This window comes from Bacillus cereus group sp. MYBK216-1 (assembly GCF_051916495.1).
In the GTDB taxonomy this organism is placed as follows: domain Bacteria; phylum Bacillota; class Bacilli; order Bacillales; family Bacillaceae_G; genus Bacillus_A; species Bacillus_A thuringiensis_K.
The window spans coordinates 47,323-69,689 of sequence record NZ_JBQAGT010000007.1; the positions used below are offsets into that span (position 1 = coordinate 47,323).

Sequence of the window (22,367 nt, forward strand, 5' to 3'; positions counted from 1 at the left end):
TCCATGTGTAAAAACAACTTGGTAAAATATGTTACAATCAACATATAACATGCTAGAAAGGGGCTATATATATGAGTAATGATAAAAAATTAAAGTTATTACAATACTTATACTTTTTCCCTGCCATGCTCTGTATGATGTTATTCATTAATGCCGATGTAAGCAGCTCTCCTTATGCAAAGCTATTAGGAACAATTTTTGGCTCCTTTGCAGCTATTATGCTTGCTGCTTTTTGGAATTTGAAGCTACGTATAAAAAACGAAAAATCTTCGTAATACTAAAAAAATCGAGCTACTTAGCCCGATTTTTTTATTTGCCATTAAAACTCAACATTCTCTAAATACAACCCACTTGCCTCAGCAAGACAATTAATTTGATTGCGCTGCTTTTCCTCTAAAATGTTTGGAATTGCTTCAGCGTCTAATTGTCCTAATCCAACTTCAATTAATGCCCCGACAATTTTTCTTACCATATTATGAAGGAAGCCGTTACCACTTACTCTAATTTGTACAAACCCTGCCTCTTCCATCACATCAAGTGTATATACTTCTCGAACCATAGATTTTTTCTTTGATTTCGCATTTGAAAAAGCAGTAAAATCATGTGAACCAACTAAATGTTTTGCAGCTGCTTTCATGCTTTTCACATTTAATTTTTTATTCACATGCATACTATATTTACGCATAAATGGATTTGTATGCTCTTCATTCCAAATTTTATACAGATATGTTTTTGCTTTAGAATTGTAACGAGCATGGAAGCGATCATGTACTTCTTCCACATTCGTAATGCTAATATCATTAGGTAAATATTGATTTAAATATTTTTTCACTTTATGTTCCACTAACTTCTCATCACTTTGAAAGTTAGCAACTTGATTCAAAGCATGTACACCAGCGTCTGTTCTACTACAACCGATAATTTCAATTTCTTTTCCGACCATTTCAGAGATGACACTTTCGATTTTTCCTTGAATCGTATTATCGTTATTACCGAGACGTTGCCATCCTTTAAAACGTGCACCATCGTACTGAATCGTTAATTTATAATTGTACATTTCATTCTCCTTCATAGAAAATATTCCCTCATACCATGAGGGAATATTAATAAACTTTACTTTCTAACAAGCTTCACTACATTTTCTACGTGAGCTGTATGCGGGAACATATCAACTGGTTGCACATACTCCACTTCATAGCTCTTCATTAATACTTGTACATCACGTGCTAATGATGAAGGATTACAAGACACATACACAACTTGTTTCGGCTTCACTTTTAAAATTGTTTCCAGTAATTTATCATCGCAACCTGTACGTGGTGGATCGACAACAATTACATCTGGACGCCATCCTTCTTTTACCCATTTCGGTAACCATTGTTCAGCTTTACCTGCTTCATATTTCGTATTTGTAAATCCGTGACGCTTCGCATTTTTTCTTGCATCTGCAATCGCTTCTGGAATTACATCCATACCACGTACTTCCGCTGCATCATTTGCAAGCCAAAGTCCGATTGTACCAACGCCACAATACGCATCTACAATTTTCTCATTGCCTGTTAAAGCAGCGGCTTTTTTCGCTTCATTGTATAAAACAACCGTTTGTTCTGGATTCAACTGGAAGAATGCACGTGCTGATAATTCAAATGATAAATCACCAAGTGTTTCTTGAATTACTTCTTTTCCAGCCAATTTAAATGTTTTATCACCGAAAATAACAGATGTTTTACGCCAGTTTACATTTTGCATAATTGATTTAACAGCTGGCATCTGTTTTTGTACTTCTGCGATAAATTGCTCTTTATTTGGCAATTCTTCTTTTGTTGTAATAAGTGTAACTTGTACTTCCCCTGTTTGCACTGCAGTACGTGTCACAATTGTACGTACTAAACCTTTTTGCTTTTTCTCATTATAAATAGAAACATTTAACTTTTCTAATATACGTCTTACAACTTTTGTCGCTTCATTCGTTGCTTTATGTTGAATCATACAATGAGCAATATCAATTAACTGATGTGAGTTTTGTTTATACAGCCCTGTAATAACCTTTTCGTCTTTACGCCCCACTTGTAGTTGACTCTTATTACGATAATGCCATGGATTTTCCATGCCAAGCGTCGGACGAATTTTCTCTTCCAAACCGTTGTTCATATACTTCTGGAATGCTTGTACAACGATATCACGCTTTTGATTTAGTTGTTCTTTATAGTCTAAATGTTGCAATTGGCAACCGCCGCACTCCTCATATACTGGACACGGTGCTTTCACACGATGCGGTGAAGCTTTACGAACTTTTTTCACTTTCGCTTCAGCGAAGCCACGCTGAATTTTCGTTGTTTCTGCAACAACTTCTTCTCCTGGTAATGCCCCTGGAATGAAAACAACTTGTCTCTTAAAATAACCAACGCCTTCTCCGTTAATCCCAAGACGTTTAATTGTCACAGGAAACGTTTGACCAACTTCCAACTTACTCTCATGTTGCTTTTGTATCATTATTACACCTCTACTCTATACTTTTCCATAAATATAACGCTGCATAACTGCAGTATGGTTCACACTCTTGTTTCACTTTTTCTAAAAATGCATCATCAGGTTTATCATCTAATTGAAATATACCTTGCACTGCACGCTGAATCCCAATGTCCGCTTTCGGGAACATATTTTTCCGTCCAAGCCCAAACATTAAAAAGTTTTGCACTGTCCATGCACCAATTCCCCTAATTGGCAACAATTGTGCTGAAACTTCTTCTTCCGTCCCATTTTCTATACTCGCTAAATTTAATGTACCACTGACAATACTTCGACCTAATCCTACTATATATTCAGCCTTTCGCTGACTAAACTTCTGCTCTCTCAATTCTTCTATTGAAATATTTGCTACTATTTCCGGAGTGGGGAAAAAGAATACACCGTTCTTCTCTGTTCCATACCGTTTCACAAATTGTTCTGTTAACACAGTAGCAAATTTCAAATTTATTTGTTGGTGAATGATACAGCGAAGAAGACAAGCAAAATAATCAAATTCTAAAATAATTGGAGTATAAGCATATGTTTCAAATAGTGGACGTAATGATGTGTTTAAAAAATGATTTTGTATATCTTGAAACGGTTCATTCCAATGAAAAATGGCCCTCATTCGTTTCATGACTTTCTCTGGATCTCCTGTCTGACTAGAAATCCAAAACTGTGGATTTTGAACAGTACCAATCCCTTGTAAGCGAACAACAACCTGTTCCTCGTCTATACAAAGCGGGATATAAATAACTTTCTCATCTAATTGAATGACGTTAAGAGGATCAAAAGATAAACGTTTTAATACTTCTTCAAAATGATACGGATACTCTAACGTAACATGTTCGCTCCACATACGTTTCCCCATCCTTTTTACACATCATTATAGCATGAGAAAACCGTAAGCATACATGCTTACGGTTGATTGCTTTTTACTAAGTCATCTAGACTTTTAAAATGATACCCTTTCTCGCGCAAATCATCAATGATTTTCGCAAGTGCTTCTGCATTATCTTTTGATATTGCATGAAGTAATAAAATAGATCCTGGATGAATCATCGTCATAACATTATTATGCGCATATTGCCATCCTCTTTGCTGATCCACTTTCCAATCCAAAAATGCAAGTGACCAAAATACATTATAATAGCCCATTTCTTTCGTAAGAGCTAACGTTCTTTCACTAAATACACCGCGCGGAGGACGTACATATTTCACTTCTTTTTGCCCAGTTACTTTTTTAATTTCTTCCGTTACACTCGTTAATTCTTCACGAAGTTTCTCATCATTTACCGCTGTAAAATCAGGATGACTCCAAGAATGGTTTCCAATAATGTGTCCTTCATCCTTCATTCTTAACAATAAATCTTTTTGTGTTTTAATGTAATGCCCCGTTACAAAGAAAGTTGCTGGTACTTTTTTCTCTTTTAATACATCTAATATTTTCCCGGTGTATCCATTCTCATATCCATTATCAAATGTTAAATAAATATCTTTTTTCTTCGTATCTCCTAAATAAAACCCGCCATTTTTTTGTAGTAAATCTGTATATAACTTTCCTGCATCTGGTACTGTTTCATTTTTAGGACGCGGGATTCCCCAGTTATGTGGAGTATTTGTATAAGCCAGTGCTGAAACTGGAACAAGTGCCATCATAATTGAAAAAATGAGACCGATATATAACCATTTATATTTCATAAATAGTCTCCTTTCCATATATAATCGTACTTGTAGTTTCTGTTGCTACGCATTCTTTCATGCTGAACATGTTTTTCTATATATACCAAAAAAATGCATCTCGAATCATTCGAGATGCATTTTTTATTTACTTAAATACTGGCTCTTTAAAGCTAGCTAATTTTTCAAGTGATGTTTTATCAACATCTGCATGTAAGCTATTACCATGAGAGTCCATCGTTACAACTGCTTTAAACCCGTCGATACGTAAATGCCACATTGCTTCTGGAATACCAAATTGTAAGAAATCAACATCTTTCACTTCTTTAATACATTCAGCATAATATTGCGCTGCACCACCGATTGCGTTTAAATATACACCGCCGTGTTCTTCTAAAGCCGTTAATGTTTTCGCACCCATACCGCCTTTTCCAATGACAGCGCGAATACCGAATTTCTTCATAATATCGCCTTGGTACGGTTCTTCACGAATACTTGTCGTTGGACCTGCCGCTTTAATTTGCCAATTGTCATTTTCATCTTTCACAACAACTGGACCACAGTGGTAAATAATTTGTCCGTTTAAATCTACTGGACAATCATTATCCATTAAATGCTTATGGATTGCGTCACGACCTGTATACATCATGCCATTAATTGTTACAACATCACCAACGCGAAGTTCACGAATTTGCTCTTCTGTAATTGGTGCTTGTAATACAATCTCACGTTGCTCTGTTTTTTCTTGTACTTCATGCTGAAGTGTATCTTCCCCTTCTTGATATAACCAATCCATAATGTCTCCTGTTTCAGGATGGATTTTCACACCAAGGCGACGATATGCCCAGCAATTATACGCAACAGATACATAGAAACTAGCTGGCAAACGATTATAGACGCCAATTTTACAACCAAGTAAAGTTGTTTCTCCGCCAAATCCCATCGTACCAATGCCAAGCTTATTCGCATTTTCTAATACGTACTCTTCAAGATGTTGTAACTCTGGTACTGGATTGACATCATCTAATGTACGGAATAATTGATTTTTTGCTAATTCATAACCTGATGTGCGGTCTCCCCCGATACCAACACCAATTACACCAGCGCTACATCCTTGCCCTTGTGCTTGATATACTGCATGAAGAAGGCATTTACGAATCCCTTCTAAATCACGGCCAGCTCGTCCAAGTCCTTCTAGTTCACACGGTAAGCTATATTGAATATTTTTATTCTCACAGCCACCACCTTTTAGGATTAAACGTGCATCAATATAATCTTTTTCCCATTGTTCAAACTTAATCACCGGTGTACCTGGTCCTAAATTATTTCCACTATTATCTCCAAAAAGAGAATCAACAGAATTGGGACGAAGTTTACCATCTTTTGTCGCCCGCTCAAGCGCATTATAGATAGCTTCCTTCAACTTTAATTGATTCACACCAACTGGTGTATAAATTTTAAACGTTGGCATCCCTGTATCTTGGCAAATCGGCGAGATGTTATCATCAGCCATTTTAATATTATTTGTAATTGTGCCAAGTGCCATCGCAGAACGAGTCCCTGCATTTTCTCGCTCTTTCGCTTGTTGAATCGCACGACGAACATCTTTCGGTAAGTTCGTTGACGTTTCAACAATTAGTTGATACATGCTTTCTTGAAGCTTTTCCATTGTTACTTCCCCCTCAATTGTGAACGCTACCAAAACGTTATGAGCTGAAAATTCAATTGTTATGCTCTTTAGCTATTTATTTGTTTCACGCTATTAGAGCATAAATGAAATTTTTCACAACTTGATTATACCTCTTTTTCTATCGTCCTTCTATTACCCGAACAGAAAAAGGCTACCAAATTGGAATTGGTAGCCTTTTTAATATATTATTCGTCTTTTTTAAATTGCTCACATTTTAATTCTAATTCATCTAACATTGCAAGAAGACGATCTACATCTTCTAATTCTACTTCTTCAGGTTCAATTGTATCAATTACTTCAATGAACATATTTAAACGTTCTTTTAAATATACTAATTGTGTATCTTTATCTTGAATTGCTTTTCCCATGAAGGCACTCTCCTTTTAATTCGAGTTGCTTTTATTATACCGCAAAAACGATTGCTATGGGCATGAAATTTCATCAATTTTGTCACAGTCATCCACTATAATGTAAGCCCTCTCTCTTTTCATGCTAAAAAGTTTCACTTTATAAAAAGCACATATTCTTCTATTATAGAGAATGGACAAATTGTTATTTCAATAGTCAAAGGAGTATTTCATATGACGATATCACAAAAAATGAAGCCGATTACTCCTTCTTACGATCCATGGGAAGCGTATATGGACCTTGAAGAGTACGGCAAACTACTATTAACAAATGTTGAATTTACAACGACGACGTTATGCAATATGCGCTGTGAGCATTGCGCTGTTGGTTACACGTTACAGCCGAAAGACCCAAATCCGCTTCCGATGGATCTTTTATTAAAACGATTAGATGAGATTCCTCATTTACGTTCTTTAAGTATTACTGGCGGAGAACCTATGCTTTCCAAAAAATCCGTCGACAACTATGTAACACCACTCTTAAAATATGCCCATGAACGAGGCGTTCGCACTCAAATCAACTCTAACTTAACTATAGATTTAGCACGTTATGAACAGATTATTCCTTATTTAGACGTATTGCATATCTCTCATAACTGGGGAACAATTGATGACTTCGTTGAAGGCGGATTTGCAATGATGGAGCGTAAGCCTACTTACGAACAACGTGCAAAATTATTCGAAAGAATGATTACAAATAGTAAGGCTTTATCAGATGCAGGTGTACTTGTATCGGCCGAAACAATGCTAAACAAAAGAACTCTACCACATATTGAACATATTCACCGCCAAATCGTCGAAGAGATGGGCTGTAAACGTCATGAAGTTCATCCAATGTATCCAAGTGACTTCGCGAGTAATCTAGAAATTTTAACAAAAGCTGAAATTCGTGATGCGATTGAACATTTACTAGAAATTCGCGATGAAAATGTATGGATGCTATTTGGAACTTTACCTTTCTATGCTTGTAGCGATGACGAGCGAGACATTGCCACATTTAAAAAGTTACAAGAGAGCAAAAATGTAACTGTTCGTAACGATCCAGATGGTCGTTCACGCTTAAATGTAAATATTTTTGATGGCAATATTATCGTTACTGATTTTGGTGATGTTCCACTTCTAGGAAACATACAAACAAACACATTACAAGAAGCGTATGAAAAATGGAGCGCTTCAAAAACAGCAAAATCATTAAGCTGTCACTGTCCTGCAGTAAAATGTCTTGGACCAAATGTTCTTGTAAAAAACAGCTACTATCCGACAGAAGATTTCTTATCAAAAACAGCAAACATTACATTATAAAAAAACGTCAGCTCATAAGCTGACGTTTTTTCATGTTATTGCGAGTGGGAAGAAGAAATGAATTTAAAATACAAATGATCATGAATTGGAATAGCAGCTCCAATTCCTTGAGAAGTAATATTTTTCACAACAAGTCTTTTTTGATTTCCCTTTAATACAAGATACACTTCTCCAAATGTTACTTTTCCTTTTTCATTTACTGCTGGTGTATAAGCGTATAAATATCCGAGTTGACTCGGACTAATATTATACACACGCTCATGTCCAGTACCATAACCAATGGTCGTTTTAAACGAAAGGGGTAATTGTACTTTTTCAAGTGCTTTGAGAAGCATCATTTTTTTCACATCTGCAGCATCTTTCATATCTGCTGTTAAATCGCCTTCAACCGTCTTTTGTGTTTCTTGCTTATAGCGAAGTGGATATAAACGGTCTCCTCCGCGATTATCATACACATTTCGATTCACTTGTTTATATTCCCAATTAATCGATGTGTCTACTGATTCATAACGTAAAGCCCATTGACCTAAATAAATTTTTGCCCGATACCCTACTGCAAGCGGCGCATTTGAAATTGTCGTTTCATTAAACATCCGAATTAAGTCTGGATTTTCAATTTTAATATTAGCCGTTTTCAATAGCTCTTGAGCAAATTTACTTGGTTGTAAACGTGGCAAATCTTGCGCATCATTTGGAAATGTATTGTCTTTTGAAATATTTAAAACAGATGAAGGCATTTTTGTTCCTACTGTTGTCTTTGCAAAACTCATGTTAGGAAATAATAAAATAAACGAGACCATAGTTGAAAGACATATGCTGTATACTCGTTTCACCTGTCTGGCTCCTTCCTATGTAGGTATATATACTACTTCGTTTATTGTTTTCTCTGAGCGCAATTGTTATGCCTATTTTTCATAATAAATAAAAACCAATTCCCATAATGACATACGCCGCTAGTAAAGTGCCACCTTCAAACCAGTTTGTATCTCCATCATTGGAAATCGCAATCGTTAAGAAAACGGCTGTAATCATAGACACAAGTTCTGGTATGGTAAATACTAAAGGCATCCTTTGTGCGAAGAACATAGATAGCAATACTAATACAGGAGCAACAAACATAGCGATTTGTAATGTAGAGCCTATTGCAATTTCGACTGCAATATTTACTTTATTTTTATAAGCCATAATAATTGCAGACGCATGTTCCGCTGCATTCCCAACAATTGCAACGATAATAACCCCTATAAATAACTCTGACCAGCCAAATGACTTTGCAACAGTTTCAAAAGTATGCACGAGTGCCTCTGACACATAAGCTACTGCCAGTGTTGCTATCGCTAAAATAAGGAGCGCCTTCCCTTTCGACCACTCTGGCTCTTCTTCATGCGCTACTTCGTCACTTTTATGTTGATATACACCACGGTGCGTAACTAACTTAAATAGTAATGCAGCAAGGTACATGATAATCATAATAATAGAAACACCTATACTTAATTGATACGTCTTTCCAGCGTCCATTTTCATTGAAAAGATCTCTGGAATAACAAAGGCCACAACAACAGCAAATATTAATAAAGCTGAATTATGCCTTGCATCATATACATTAAAACTTTGTCTTTTGTATTTAAGACCTCCAACAAAGAAAGATAACCCTCCTACTAATAATAAATTTCCAAGTACAGAACCCGTTAAAGAAGCTAACACCACTTCAATTAACCCTGCTTGAAGTGCAAAAATTGAAATGATAAGTTCAACAGCATTACCGAAAGTAGCATTTAATAACCCGCCTATTCTAGGACCAGAAACAATTGCTAAACTCTCTGTTGCTCTCCCCATAAAACCAGCTAATGCGATAATCGTAATACAATACACAGCAAACATAATTGTTTCTGGCCAATGAAGTGTTTTTCCAAGCACAGACAGTGGTACACCTATAAGCGCTACTACAAGAAATATTTTATTAAACATGCTTTTTCATCCTTCCATCGTATGTATTTCTCCTCAATATTATTATTATTATTCTCCTAACTTGTCCGATTTCATCACAATTACGTTTAAAAAATCGGATTGAAGAAAACAGTATGAAAGATATTTAAATTATCTTGTTTAAACAGACAGAATTATAAATTGTGAAAAGGGGTTAAAATTATGCACTTAAAAGAAAAAATCGCAACTATTATTCAAGGTCAACGTACTGGTGTATTATCTACAGTACGAAATGAGAAACCTCATAGCGCCTTTATGATGTTTTTCCATGAAGATTTTGTACTGTATGTTGCAACAGATCGACAATCAAAAAAGATAACAGATATTGAACAAAATCCTAATGTCCATGTACTACTCGGACGAGAAGGGAAAAAATTAGATGAAGATTATATTGAAGTTGAAGGATTGGCTTCAATCGAGGAAGACTCGACATTAAAAAACAAGTTTTGGAATAATAGCTTAAAACGTTGGTTACTCGGCCCTGAAGACCCTAATTACGTACTGATCAAAATCAATCCCGACACAATTTATTACATCGATGGTGCCGGTACGACGGAGCCTGAGTTTTTACGACTATAAAATAAAACAAGCCCCCTTAGGTGGGCTTGTTTTGTCGAAAAGTTCTTTTGAAAAAAACAATAAAATAGGTGGAACTTTCTAAAGATTCTGTTATATAATAGCAGTAACTTAAATAAACTGTATTAAAACAGATTGAGAGGAGAAATAAAATTGATGAAGAGAGAAGAACGCAAAAACATGATTGAGTTTATTGAAAAGAAAAAAGGGATTGAGCGTGACGAATTACTGTTTATGACAGACGATGAAGTAGAACATATTTATAATGTAACGTACTTTTTATATGAGGAAATTGCAGAGTAGTATAATAACCCCCACCTTATTAAAAATATAAGGTGGGGGTTATTTCGTTATTTAGCCCACTATTTACAGACAGTAAAACTCCCACCTTAAAATTCAGGTGGAGCAAGAAGTTAAGTTGAAGTCGTGCTTCCTATAAACCTCAATTGCTTCAACCTTATACATGAGAATCATTTTCATGTATAATACTGTAAGATTGGAGGAATTTTACTATGAGTTCGTGGCTCTTATTTGCCCTATTATCAGCAATTGCTGCTGCCCTTGTATCGATTTTTGGAAAGTTTGGTTTAGACGGCATCGATGCAAACGTTGCAACAACAATTCGATCTATTATTATGGCATTATTTATGATAGGCGTTATTATCATACAAGGTAAATTTCAAAATATCGGCGACGTACTGCTAAATAAAAAAGCACTGCTATTTATCACATTAAGTGGGGTTGCAGGTGCTTCGTCATGGCTATTTTATTTTCTTGCCCTCAAAACAGGAAAGGTTTCACAAGTAGCTCCTGTCGATAAATTAAGCGTCGTATTTTCTATCATTCTCGCTATGATTATCCTCGGTGAAAAGTTAAACTTTATGACCGGTGTTGGTGTAGTCTTTATTACAGCTGGTGTATTATTTATTGCTTTCAGCTAAAAAACCGCTATTAGCGGTTTTTCTTTTTCTTTATGTACAACCATACAACACATGTAACAACTGCTGAAATTAATAAAATCCATATTCCATAATGATGTAAACTATACTCAACGAAGCGCCACTTCTCGCCTAACTTCCAGCCAAGCCCAATAAAAACACTTATCCAAATGAGCGCACCACCGTAAGCGTATAAACAAAAACGCCAAAGTGTCAAATTTGATACCCCAGCAAAATATGCTGTTAAATGACGTACTCCCGGTATAAAATAACCAATCATTAAAAGAAATGGCCCATATTTTTCAAATAAAATATGTGTTTTTTCAATGTGATGTTCTTTAATTCTAATTTTCGGCCCATATTTCTTTAAAACAGGGAGCCCAAGTTTTAAACCTAATATGTAGCTTAACGTGATCCCTAACATCGCACCAGCCATCCCACTTAAAAAAGCAGCAGTTCCTGACATAACTCCTTTTGAAACATTATAACCAACAAAGGTCAATAAAAACTCGTCTGGTATCGGTAATCCGACAATCCCACCAGCCAAAGCTATAACAATTCCAAAATAGCCATAATGCGCGATTAACTCGCCAATATGTTGTTCCATTCGGAAGACACATCCTATGCACGATCGTTATTCCACATTGTACCCTTTCTATCTTTAAGGCAAACATGGTATACATATTCACTATACATTGTTTTTATAATGAACTCTACTTCTATTCTTTCCTTTAACAGAGATAAAGTGAAACTTTAATCAGTGGGAGTTTTGTTCATCCTCTACTAATTATTAACCTATGCCAATCTTGCTTCTACAGACATCCCGACTCCCACATAACTCACTTACATTCACCAATTTTGAGATTAGATTCTTACTGCACGCAAATGACCCGATAAAAAATAAAAATTCATATGCGTGTTTTTTTGTTACAATAAAGGAAAGTTACTTTTCGCAACGGTTTAACTCTCAAGAAAAATGATATATCTAGCAAAAACATAGTTTGGTCTATATAATGCAACTTCTACCTATTAAAAGAACATACACCCTTTTACATACAACATCATTTTTCTAAATTATACAGGGGGGAACGAACATGACCATTGAAAATCAATTTATTCAAAAAGTTTACTATAAAACATTTTTAACAGAAGAAACTTCTACTCCTGCATCGGAAGTACTCGGTGAAGCATATATAAATGAATCTAAAAATGAATTCTCCAACATTTCTAATATTCGATTTGCTCAAGGTGAATTTTATTATCAAAATAAAGATTTTGAAGCAGCTATATTTAAATGGGAAAAAGTAAATAATGCTCTTGCACTTTGGGCGACAAAAAATATTGCAGATGCTTATTTTGAACTAGGATTCTTATCAAAGGCAGAAGAAATTTATCAATCTATTCAAACGGAAGATACAACTCTTACGATGGAGGTTTCCTTACAACTTCTTTCTCTTTATATCGAACAAGATCGTTTAGGACTCGCTTTTAAGACGATTAGTGAAGCTGTTGCATTCCAACCGGATTACCCAAATATTACTGCAATTGCACGTTCTTTCTATGAAAAACAAGAAGATTGGAACAACGCTATCGAACTAGCTGTTCAAGAAGGTATTCGAACACAATCTTTACACTGGTTTGATACGTTAATAAATTACATAAACAAAGGATTTACAAAAAATATTAAGCCTGAATATTTCTATGAGTCTTTAAAAGCTCTATATGCTGTTGATCAAGCCCAATTTAAAGAACTTGTTATTGCTCTTTGGAATAGCTATCAACATGAATCCTTATACCTTCCTTGGATTCAAAGTATTAATCATTTATTCTTGCATATTGAAACAGACAATAATGACGATTGGAATGAAATTTGTACTCGCTATCAAGAAACATACTTTGCATTAATTACCGGAAATCACTTTATGCATGAATTAAACGGACTTGTACCAAATTTATTAACAAATTGGTTCAGTTTAACAAAAGCAAAAGATTCTCTAGTTGTCTCTGCAGCAGTGTTAGCATGGAATGAAGTCTCACCTACAACTTTAGAATCATTACTTGTAAAAAGTGCTGGTTCCTTACTTTCTAATACATCAGCTGAAGCAGATGTAAATATGGAAACAGTTTCTCATTTATTCGAAACAATCGCTGTATGGGCTGAGAAAAATGATGTAGATTTAAGTCATCAATTTACGCTACTCGTCCATGAACTATGTGATTTAAATGTCACACCACTACTAATAGCTGGAACTAGCGACCATGATAAAACATCATTTGTTAATTCAATATTGGGAGAGAACATCTTAACTGAAACTTTAACAACTCCTATTCTATTTAAAGACGCTAGTCAAACTGAAATTACAGAATTTACCGAGTTAGATATACGAAATATCTCTAACCTTGATGAATTCCATCAAATAACGTCTACATCTGCTCAGTCAGAACTTGAGAAAAAATGTATAGAAATTAAGCTACCAAGTAGGTTTTTAAGAAAAAATAAGTTTACATTTCTTATTACACCATCCATTCAAGAACAATTGGATAAAAACAATGCATACTTTGAATACTTACAAGCAGCAGATAGCCTTGTTTACGTATTAAATTCTTCTTCACCATTGCATAGTGAAGAAATTGATACGTTAATTTATTTACGTGAACAAGTACCAAACTTACAAATTCACTTCGTATTACATACAAATAATACGACTACTAATGAAAAACTAATTAATAAACTTAAAGCACATTTTCCAGATGCACAATTCTTCCCATACTCTCCTTCGCAAGAGAGTAGCCAGCAACTTGGAGATGTAACAGAATCTATTCTCTCTAATCTTGCAAAACGCGATATAGAAAAAGAACGTATAGAAAAGCTAATATGGTTTACGCAAAAGACAATTGCTTATCTCATAAATGAACGTGTGGAATTAGAAAATACATTAGTAAAATCCGTACGCTGGAATAAACACATCTCAGTGAAACTTACTGGATTTATTAATAACCTTACTGCTCTTGAAAAAGATAAAATTCGCTCTATTACCGAATCCTATCTTTTAATGAAAGAAGAAATTACACGAGATATACATTCTCAAATTCCTGAATTATTACAGAGCTGCTCTGATCTTGTTCAAGAAGATAGTGATTTCAAACTAGTTCATGAAGAATTAAATGCTGCAATGAATGAACGAGTTCAAAAGCATGTACAACAGGTACTTCTTCCTAAATTTACTGGTTCTATTCAAGAATGGATTGAAACAGCACATAATGAATTTATTCAAGCTCAAGCTTATTTAGATGAAATGAGTGAAACATTTAATAAATTATATAAAGAAGAACGTATGAAACTTCCTTGCGATTTCAAATTATTAGATGATTGGAATCGAGATGTTGTACGAATGACAAATCGAATTACAGTAACGAACATCAATATTTTATTACGCTTTACACCGACACAGTTTTTCTTAAAAAGTGCCGGAAAATTATTTGGTAATATGCAAAAAAACCAATCTATGCTCGCCAACAAATATAAACAATATATTGAAACAGAAGACTATACAGAAATTGCTCACACAATTTCAAAACAATTCTTCCTTCAATTTGAAGTATTTGAAGGTGCATTAGAACGTGATATCATGATGTTCTTCAAAGATCCACTTAACATATTGAAACAAAATGTAGATGCAGCTCAACTTGAGATAAAGGAAGACGAGCAAACATTAGCAACGCTAAGAAGCAATCCAGAAACATATCATGATCCTTTGGCGTTATTTAAACTACAATTGCTACAACATAAATTCGTTTTAAGTACTACAAAGAAATATGAAGATACCTTTGTATCTAACGAATCTCCTACTGTTTAACAAAAAAACCAAGCAAACTAAAATTTGCTTGGTTTTTTTACTTTATTATTTTCATATGTTCAAACGGATAATAAACGCCTGCTAACTTTCCTAACACATCTTCTCTATCAATAAAACCTAAACCATTTCTACTATCTTTACTTATTAAGCGATTATCTCCCATAACAAAAATCTTATTTTTAGGAACTGTAATCGGTCCAAAGTCCTCTGTTAAATTCATAAGTTTTTTTTCTGCTTGTTTTTTATTACTATCCAAATACTCTTCATCTTCCACTTCAGAATTTACATATAATTGATCATTTCTCATCTCAATTATATCTCCAGGCAATCCAATCACTCTTTTGACATAAAAATTATCTGTTTTCACAACAATAATGTCTTCTCTCCCATAGCTTTCAAATTGTTTTGCTAACTTATTAACAATCACCTTATCTCCATCTTTCAACGTTGGCCTCATAGATGCTCCTTTTACAGTCGTAGGGAAAAACACAAAAATTTTCGCCAAAAACACCAATAAACATGCAATTGCAATAGTTCCAAAGAATTCACGCCAACGTTTTTTCTTTTGCATCATTTCACCATCTCATCATCTTTTTACTTTTATTATAAATAATACAACTGATGATTTTCTACAAAATTATTAATTGTAAAATTATAAATTTTAAAATAATAATACTGATCAAATTAAACAAGCAAAAAAGATACTCTCAAAATAGTCTATCCACTATTTTGAGAGTATCTTTTTATAATCCCACATATACAATACACATTTGAGCAGCTACATATGTAAACCAAATCCAAAGTGGCTCATACTTCAATTTACGCCCTCCGATATCTGTCACGCCAATAATGAAATCAGAAATCACAAACAGTAAACCACCAAACGCTGGTATCCACCATATTCCTGTATTTTCATAATATAAGGCGAATGCAAAGCAAGCCATTCCTCCAACCCACAATCCGTAAATTAGAGCTCCTATCGTAAACAATTTATCCTGTTTATCATTTCGGATAAAGAAGAACCATCCTACAATTAGAAAGAGCCCATATACGAGTAAGCCAATCCAAAAACCATTCCACGAAATTCCTGTTTGCAAAAATGCTTTTACATAAAAACAATGAGCAAGAGCGAAAGTAACCATCCCACCAATTAACCTGTGACCAATTGGAATCAGCCCAGCCATAAACAAATCTCCCACAGTGGATAAAGTCATACCAAGTGCAACCCACGTACTATACTCTACAGATGGATCTTGTACCCATATCCAAATTGCACTACCTGTTAAAGAAAAACTAAGAATAAGACGGATTGCTAAAGGTAACGGCATATTATCTTTTGTTCTTTTTGTCTGCCGTATTGCATAAATTGCACCAATTAAAAAAAGAAGTATTTGCCCAATTAACAACACGTAAAGTAGATTCATAATATGTTCTCCTCAATAAATGCTTTTTGTATCTTTTTTCGTTACACTTAGTCTATTATCCTTTTTCTACAAAAAAAAAGAAGAACAGTACTGTTCTTCCATTGTAATCGCTTTTCTGCTCTCTATGCCACTTGTTTTTCTTGCTCCATTTTTTGCTTAGCTGGCGTTCGATTTACCACAATAATTCCCGCGGCTACACACGCTAAACCGAATAGCACAAATGAATGAATTGCTTCACCTAAAATCATGCTCGATAATAATACACCAAATACGGGTATAAAGAACATATACATAGATACTTTTCCAACCTTGTTGTATTTCATAATTGTATTCCAAATGCAAAAACCAGCTGCAGATAAGAAAGATAAATAAATCAGCATAAGTAGTGCATGTAGACTAAATGTAAATGGCATTACTCCAACTTGTAAAGCCCCTATACATAATAATCCTATAGAACCAAACATCATTTGGTATGCTGTCATATAGCCAACATCTAATGTTTTACTACCTTCTTTTGCTAATATGTTTCCATATGAATACAGCATTGCTGCACTAAGAAGTAACAAGCTTCCGATTCCAAAATGAAATGATAAGCTACCATCACTCGGCACATTTACTAAAATGACGCCACAAAAACCAATCGATACCCCAATTATTTTTCTCATATTGAGGGCATCATCTTTATATAAAAAATGGGCGAGTAAAATTTGAAAGAATGATGATGTCCCTGAAATGATAGCTCCTTCAATTCCCGAACTATAACTCATTCCAATATAAAAACAGATATATTGAAGAAACGTTTGGAATAAACCAATTTGTATTAACTGTTTCCCCGTTCCTTTTTTGAAGCTCATATCTTTTCCTAACATTTTAAAGAATAATAAGAGCATGACTCCAGATAAAAGGAAACGATAACCGGCAAATAATATTTGCTCTCCAACTTCTTGTGGTTGAATTCCAAGTTCAACATAACTTAATTTAATAAAAGGAAATGCGCTTCCCCATAAAAAAGTTGCTACTATCGCAGCAATAAATACGCCAATCGGATGGGTAAAAAATTTCTCTGTCTTCACTTGTTATCTTCCTTTCCGATCTTTTATGAACAATATTCATATATACCAGAGGAATTGCGAAAACACAAGTTTTCCGTTTATACTTGAAACAAAACCGTACCATCTCATAAAAACATATGATATACTATAGAATAATTACAACATAATAACTATTAAAAACAGATTCAACAGAAATGCTGCTATCCATTATGGATGGCAGCTTTCGTCGTTTTATAGGGGTTTCGATTTTGATTATTTTTCTCAATAAGAATTCGGAAGGAGCGAGTAGTAATGAACTCAGAAGTAAAAACGTTACACGCAAAAGAAACAATTTCTCATCCCTCTCTATGGGACACATTAAAAAAACATTATGAACTTGTATTTGCAGTAGCATCTGGTATTTTTATTTTAGTTGGTTGGTTATTCACAAAGAACGATGCAATGAATGTAGGTATTACTTGCTATATCCTTGCTTATATAGTTGGTGGATATGCAAAAGCGAAAGAAGGAATTGAAGATACGATTGAAGAAAAAGAGCTAAATGTTGAAATGCTAATGCTCTTTGCAGCTATTGGTGCTGCAATTATTGGCTATTGGGCAGAAGGGGCTATTTTAATCTTCATCTTTGCGCTCAGCGGTGCTATGGAATCTTATACGTTAAGTAAGAGCCAAAAAGAAATTTCCGCTCTTCTTGACTTACAACCTGAAGAAGCATTACGTATTTCCACCGGAACTGAGGAACGTGTTCCTGTTGGAGAGTTACAAATTAACGACATTATTTTAATTAAACCAGGTGAACGTGTTCCTGCTGACGGTACAATTCATAACGGTGAAACAAATATCGATGAGGCAGCAATCACAGGAGAACCTATTCCAAATGAGAAAAGACATGGCGATGAAGTATTTGCCGGTACTGTAAATTTACGTGGTGCTATCGAAGTTAAAATTACGAAGCCGAGCGATCAAACATTATTCCAAAAGATTATCCGTCTCGTCCAAAGTGCACAAAGTGAAAAATCACCATCACAACTATTCATCGAAAAGTTTGAAGGAACATACGTAAAAGGTGTACTACTCGTTGTTGCGCTTATGATGTTCGTTCCTCATTTCTTACTTGACTGGAGCTGGAATGAAACGTTTTATCGCGCTATGATCTTACTTGTAGTCGCATCTCCTTGTGCACTCGTTGCTGCCATTACACCAGCAACGTTATCTGCAATTTCTAACGGAGCGAGAAATGGGATTCTCTTTAAAGGTGGCGTACATTTAGAACGTCTCGCTTCAGTAAAAGCAATCGCCTTTGATAAAACAGGTACATTAACGGAAGGTAAACCTACCGTAACAGATGTATATGTTCGAGAAAATATAACAGAAAAAGAAGTACTTTCTATTACAGCATCCATTGAAAGTCACTCTACACATCCTTTAGCTGAATCTATTGTTAAATATGCACAACATGCGTACGACATTACATTAAAAAAACCAGAAAAGGTTGAAGATGTAACTGGTTTTGGGCTAAAAGGAATATTGGAAAACACTGCTTATAAAATAGGTAAAGCTGATTTTATCGGTGAAGAAACCAAAACATTTCATAATGGTATTTCTGCCTCACTTGAAAAGGAAGGTAAAACTGTCGTTTATATTAGTGATGAAGGAGGCATTCTTGGACTTATCGCTTTAAAAGATACGCTTCGCCAAGAAACAATAGTTGCTATTCGTGAATTGCAAAGCATTGGTGTCGAAGCAATTATGATTACTGGCGATAATGAAGAGACGGCAAAAGCTATTGCCTCTGAAAGTAATATAAAAGAATATTACGCATCATGTTTACCAGAAACAAAAGTTGAAACGATTAAAAAGTTAAAAGAAAAATACGGTACAGTAGCAATGGTCGGAGACGGTATAAATGATGCACCTGCACTAGCTACTGCTAGCATTGGTGTCGCAATGGGAGAAGGAACAGATGTAGCTTTAGAAACTGCGGATGTTGTACTGATGAAAAACGAACTATCTCGTCTTTCTCAAGCGATCCGTCTATCAAAACGAATGAACCGTATTGTGAAGCAAAACGTAATCTTTTCGCTAGCCGTTATTGCCATGCTAATTTGTTCAAACTTCTTGCAATTTTTAGCTCTTCCATTCGGTGTTATTGGCCATGAAGGAAGTACGATTCTTGTCATTTTGAATGGCTTACGATTATTAAAAGGAAGCAAATAAAGTGAAACTTTAATCAGTGGGGGTTTTCTTCATCACCCACTGATTATCAGCCCTCACCAATCGGACTTTTATGGGTAGCCCGACCCCCACCTAACTTCTTTGCTTTCGCTGAATTTTGAGGTGGGGGTCTTACTGCCCATTAAAAAAAACGGGTCCCTCATAGAGGACCCGTTTTTTTTAATGGTAGCTATTATGTCCGTTCGCACTACTACTCGTTTTATGCTTAGGATGCGAACTGCTCTTTTGTTTATTGTTATTTTTATTGTTGTGATTCTTTTTATTATTACTCATGAAATATCCCCCCTATTCCCTATTATTATGGAACAAGAGGTCATTTTTCATTACGGGAATTATTGTCACCCGTTCTATAATGGTGGAGTAAACCATTAATTTCACCGCCAAGTAAAATTACCCATCCAGTTAAGTAAAACCATAACATTAAAATAATAATACCACCGAGACCACCATATGTATTGGCGTAATTCGCAAACTTATCTACATAATAAGCAAATGAGTACGATACCACAATCCATCCTACAGTAGCAAATAACGCCCCTGAAATAACTTCTCTTCTTTTTAACTTTCGATCTGGGGCAAATGTATATAAGAAACTAAACAAAGCAAATAGCACGAAGAAACTCGCTACTAATCGTGTAATGCTCCATACGAAAGAAAAACTATCTGATAAACCGAGTGCTTTAAACACTGCTGCTCCAATAACTTGTCCGAATACCGGAACAATTAACGCAAAGACAATCATAAAAATAATAGCTAATGTAAACACAATTGATAACGCTCTTGTTGTAATAAAAGAACGTGTTTCTTTCACGTCATAAGCGCGGTTAAAAGCATTCATAACCGCATTAACACCATTTGAGGCAAACCATAACATGGATAATAAACCAAATGATAATAAACCACCATTTTGCTGGTTTACAACTTTATCTACATTTACCTCAATTAAGTTCATTGCATCATCTGGTACATAAACCTCTAATAAACTAAGCACATCCTCTGTTTGAATGGGAATAAATCCAAGAAGCGTAATTAAGAAAACGAGCCCAGGAAAAATCGCAAGCAAGAAGAAATAAGCGAGCTGTGCTGCCAAGCCCGCTACATCATCGCGCATCGTCCGGTCATATAAATCTTTACCAAACGAATAAGTACGATTTCTTCTCACCTTTTCTAAAATTTTTCTCATATATGTTTAAACGCTTTTCTTCTCTTCTTTATCTTGCTTTAACTCAATGTACGCTTCAGTTTTTTTTTCCACTGCATTTGAGTCTTTCATAAATAATTCACGCGCTTCTTTCATACCACCATCTTCAGCAACTACTGGCTCTTCTTCTGCTTTTAGCTCATCTACCTTTGGAGATACAGCTTGAATTTCAATCGTTTCTGGCTTTTCTTCTGGCTCAACTTTTTTCTTACTAAAAATTTCTTTCGTTTCTTTTAACGTCTCTACAACAGATGGCGTTAATTTTTTAATTTCTGCTACTTTCGCTTTTACCACATTGAAATCAGCAAGTTCGCGTCCTTTATCTGTAACAGTTTGCACTTTTTCTTTGATCTTTGCATTTTCACCAATTTCAATCATCTTTGTTTTTGCTTTTTCTGCTGTATTTTTTACTTTTTCACGGTTTTCTTTCTTTAACATGGATACAGCTACACCTGCCGCTACACCAATCGCAATGTTTCGAGCAATATTATTTTTCTTTGCCATATTCCTTCACCCTTTCATTTCTTATGTTAGAAAGTATTTCTTTCTAAGCTTCCTCATATTCCTTGTTCATTTCGAATGAAAGCTAATAGCTTTGCACACCCTTCTGTTACAAGGTCATATACTTCTTGGAAATTCCCTGTATAGTAAGGGTCAGGAACGTCTGTCCAGCCACCGTCTGGAACAAAGTCGGACAGCCTACCAATATAGCCTCCAGTTTTACCTAAACTTTTTAAATCTGCTATATTCTTGTTGTCCATGGCAATAATATAATCAAACTTTGTTAAGTCTTCTTTTTCTACTTGCCTTGCTTTAATTCCTTCAAAAGTGACTGCATTTTCTTTTAAAATTTTTTGTGTTCCTTTATGTGGCGGATGGCCAACATGCCAATCTCCAGTTCCTGCAGAATCAATGACAATTTTCTCTTTAAGTCCCTCTTTTACGACAAGATCTCGAAAAATCGCTTCTGCCATCGGAGAACGGCAAATGTTCCCAAGACAAACAAACAATACTTGAACCATATTTTTGTTTCTTCCTTTCTTGGTGCATTTGTTTATATATACTTATAGTATAAACAACCAATTAGTGAATATAAAGGAAATCCCTACTAATTTAATGGGATTGAAAAGATTCATTAACGAAAATGATAAAAAATGTTAAGATAGCCTTATGTTATTTTAAAGGGGGACACTTCGGTGGATTTATCCGTAAAGTCAGAAGAAAACGTTGAATATATGGTCGAAGCTATTAAAGAAAAATTACGTATGGTTAATGCTGGAGCGATGAGAGCTGCTAGTTTTAACGAAGAAATGTACGAAGATTTACGTGACATTTATGATCATGTTATGAAACGTGAAACATTCAGCATTAGTGAAATGCAAGCTATTACAGAAGAATTAGGTACATTAATTAAAAAGTAAAAAAGCCTCTCTTATATGAGGCTCTTTTTTATTTCCAACAAATTCATGACAACTCATCTCTTTCCCTCAACCAACTGTAAAATATTGTAC

23 protein-coding genes are annotated in these 22,367 nt (G+C 34.9%); 8 read left to right on the forward strand and 15 right to left on the reverse strand.

Features of this window, described 5'->3' with window-relative positions:
* Positions 1-71: 71 nt before the first annotated feature.
* Complete coding sequence (locus ACTFRH_RS22560) at positions 72-275, forward strand: hypothetical protein (protein ID WP_000063861.1); 204 nt, start codon at positions 72-74, stop codon at positions 273-275.
* Between the two features lie 44 nt (positions 276-319).
* Here the strand turns inward: ACTFRH_RS22560 and truA are convergent, their stop codons facing one another.
* The 6 genes from truA to ACTFRH_RS22590 all read right to left on the reverse strand — a co-directional run bounded on the left by truA (position 320) and on the right by ACTFRH_RS22590 (position 6,246).
* Positions 320-1,057 (reverse strand): tRNA pseudouridine(38-40) synthase TruA, encoded by a 738-nt coding sequence (truA, locus tag ACTFRH_RS22565; protein WP_002181877.1) that lies wholly within the window; start codon positions 1,055-1,057, stop codon positions 320-322.
* 56 nt (positions 1,058-1,113) lie between these two features.
* Complete coding sequence (gene rlmD, locus ACTFRH_RS22570; protein WP_000615224.1) at positions 1,114-2,493, reverse strand: 23S rRNA (uracil(1939)-C(5))-methyltransferase RlmD; 1,380 nt, start codon at positions 2,491-2,493, stop codon at positions 1,114-1,116.
* 10 nt (positions 2,494-2,503) lie between these two features.
* On the reverse strand, positions 2,504-3,367 hold the full coding sequence (locus ACTFRH_RS22575) for a DNA-3-methyladenine glycosylase family protein (RefSeq protein ID WP_000269424.1): 864 nt from the start codon (positions 3,365-3,367) through the stop codon (positions 2,504-2,506).
* Between the two features lie 59 nt (positions 3,368-3,426).
* Positions 3,427-4,209, reverse strand: a complete 783-nt coding sequence (gene pdaA, locus ACTFRH_RS22580; RefSeq protein ID WP_000875957.1) for a delta-lactam-biosynthetic de-N-acetylase — start codon at positions 4,207-4,209, stop codon at positions 3,427-3,429.
* Between the two features lie 127 nt (positions 4,210-4,336).
* Positions 4,337-5,857, reverse strand: a complete 1,521-nt coding sequence (fumA, locus tag ACTFRH_RS22585; protein ID WP_000413524.1) for a class I fumarate hydratase — start codon at positions 5,855-5,857, stop codon at positions 4,337-4,339.
* A gap of 206 nt (positions 5,858-6,063) precedes the next feature.
* The gene (locus tag ACTFRH_RS22590) at positions 6,064-6,246 is read right to left on the reverse strand and encodes an SE1561 family protein (RefSeq protein WP_000513558.1); all 183 of its coding nucleotides are present in this window, start codon (positions 6,244-6,246) and stop codon (positions 6,064-6,066) included.
* A 213-nt stretch (positions 6,247-6,459) separates the two neighbouring features.
* Between ACTFRH_RS22590 and yfkAB the strand changes: the two genes are divergently transcribed.
* Entirely contained in the window at positions 6,460-7,587 is a 1,128-nt protein-coding gene (gene yfkAB / locus ACTFRH_RS22595) for a radical SAM/CxCxxxxC motif protein YfkAB (protein ID WP_000156023.1), read from the forward strand.
* 35 nt (positions 7,588-7,622) lie between these two features.
* Here yfkAB and ACTFRH_RS22600 read toward each other — a convergent pair whose 3' ends face one another.
* Together ACTFRH_RS22600 and cax are read right to left on the reverse strand one after the other, a co-directional pair.
* A complete protein-coding gene (locus ACTFRH_RS22600) occupies positions 7,623-8,420 on the reverse strand; it encodes a YfkD famly protein (protein ID WP_002163835.1) in 798 nt (265 codons plus the stop codon).
* 79 nt (positions 8,421-8,499) lie between these two features.
* The gene (gene cax / locus ACTFRH_RS22605) at positions 8,500-9,555 is read right to left on the reverse strand and encodes a calcium/proton exchanger (RefSeq protein WP_000482151.1); all 1,056 of its coding nucleotides are present in this window, start codon (positions 9,553-9,555) and stop codon (positions 8,500-8,502) included.
* A gap of 180 nt (positions 9,556-9,735) precedes the next feature.
* Here cax and ACTFRH_RS22610 point away from each other — a divergent pair, with 180 nt between their 5' ends.
* The 3 genes from ACTFRH_RS22610 (at position 9,736) to ACTFRH_RS22620 (ending at position 11,090) form a co-directional block, all read left to right on the forward strand.
* Positions 9,736-10,152 (forward strand): pyridoxamine 5'-phosphate oxidase family protein, encoded by a 417-nt coding sequence (locus ACTFRH_RS22610; protein WP_000550220.1) that lies wholly within the window; start codon positions 9,736-9,738, stop codon positions 10,150-10,152.
* Positions 10,153-10,305: 153 nt separating this feature from the next.
* The gene (locus tag ACTFRH_RS22615; protein WP_000817786.1) at positions 10,306-10,452 is read left to right on the forward strand and encodes a BH0509 family protein; all 147 of its coding nucleotides are present in this window, start codon (positions 10,306-10,308) and stop codon (positions 10,450-10,452) included.
* Positions 10,453-10,661: 209 nt separating this feature from the next.
* Positions 10,662-11,090 (forward strand): EamA family transporter, encoded by a 429-nt coding sequence (locus ACTFRH_RS22620; protein ID WP_000100296.1) that lies wholly within the window; start codon positions 10,662-10,664, stop codon positions 11,088-11,090.
* Between the two features lie 10 nt (positions 11,091-11,100).
* On the opposite strand, the gene ACTFRH_RS22625 is transcribed toward ACTFRH_RS22620, so the two are convergent.
* Entirely contained in the window at positions 11,101-11,694 is a 594-nt protein-coding gene (locus tag ACTFRH_RS22625) for a DedA family protein (RefSeq protein WP_000434878.1), read from the reverse strand.
* 487 nt (positions 11,695-12,181) lie between these two features.
* On the opposite strand from ACTFRH_RS22625, the gene ACTFRH_RS22630 reads away from it, so the two are divergent.
* Complete coding sequence (locus ACTFRH_RS22630; RefSeq protein ID WP_000151422.1) at positions 12,182-14,944, forward strand: tetratricopeptide repeat protein; 2,763 nt, start codon at positions 12,182-12,184, stop codon at positions 14,942-14,944.
* 37 nt (positions 14,945-14,981) lie between these two features.
* Here ACTFRH_RS22630 and lepB read toward each other — a convergent pair whose 3' ends face one another.
* The 3 genes from lepB to ACTFRH_RS22645 all read right to left on the reverse strand — a co-directional run bounded on the left by lepB (position 14,982) and on the right by ACTFRH_RS22645 (position 17,441).
* Positions 14,982-15,518 carry a signal peptidase I gene (gene lepB, locus ACTFRH_RS22635; protein ID WP_002163834.1) on the reverse strand — a complete coding sequence of 179 codons (537 nt, stop codon included), beginning with the start codon at positions 15,516-15,518 and terminating at the stop codon, positions 14,982-14,984.
* Between the two features lie 169 nt (positions 15,519-15,687).
* The gene (locus tag ACTFRH_RS22640) at positions 15,688-16,368 is read right to left on the reverse strand and encodes a lysoplasmalogenase (RefSeq protein ID WP_001051069.1); all 681 of its coding nucleotides are present in this window, start codon (positions 16,366-16,368) and stop codon (positions 15,688-15,690) included.
* 122 nt (positions 16,369-16,490) lie between these two features.
* Complete coding sequence (locus ACTFRH_RS22645; protein ID WP_000845712.1) at positions 16,491-17,441, reverse strand: DMT family transporter; 951 nt, start codon at positions 17,439-17,441, stop codon at positions 16,491-16,493.
* A gap of 270 nt (positions 17,442-17,711) precedes the next feature.
* Here ACTFRH_RS22645 and ACTFRH_RS22650 point away from each other — a divergent pair, with 270 nt between their 5' ends.
* On the forward strand, positions 17,712-19,637 hold the full coding sequence (locus ACTFRH_RS22650) for a heavy metal translocating P-type ATPase (RefSeq protein ID WP_001083757.1): 1,926 nt from the start codon (positions 17,712-17,714) through the stop codon (positions 19,635-19,637).
* Positions 19,638-19,968: 331 nt separating this feature from the next.
* On the opposite strand, the gene ACTFRH_RS22655 is transcribed toward ACTFRH_RS22650, so the two are convergent.
* The 3 genes from ACTFRH_RS22655 to ACTFRH_RS22665 are packed head-to-tail and all read right to left on the reverse strand — an operon-like array spanning position 19,969 to position 21,878.
* Positions 19,969-20,838 carry a YihY/virulence factor BrkB family protein gene (locus ACTFRH_RS22655; protein ID WP_001226537.1) on the reverse strand — a complete coding sequence of 290 codons (870 nt, stop codon included), beginning with the start codon at positions 20,836-20,838 and terminating at the stop codon, positions 19,969-19,971.
* Positions 20,839-20,844: 6 nt separating this feature from the next.
* Positions 20,845-21,360, reverse strand: coding sequence for a DUF4075 domain-containing protein (locus ACTFRH_RS22660; RefSeq protein WP_001085388.1), 516 nt, complete (start codon positions 21,358-21,360; stop codon positions 20,845-20,847).
* Between the two features lie 53 nt (positions 21,361-21,413).
* A complete protein-coding gene (locus ACTFRH_RS22665) occupies positions 21,414-21,878 on the reverse strand; it encodes a low molecular weight protein-tyrosine-phosphatase (protein WP_000250913.1) in 465 nt (154 codons plus the stop codon).
* Positions 21,879-22,052: 174 nt separating this feature from the next.
* Between ACTFRH_RS22665 and ACTFRH_RS22670 the strand changes: the two genes are divergently transcribed.
* Complete coding sequence (locus tag ACTFRH_RS22670) at positions 22,053-22,277, forward strand: DUF1128 domain-containing protein (RefSeq protein WP_000366196.1); 225 nt, start codon at positions 22,053-22,055, stop codon at positions 22,275-22,277.
* Positions 22,278-22,367 lie beyond the last annotated feature (90 nt).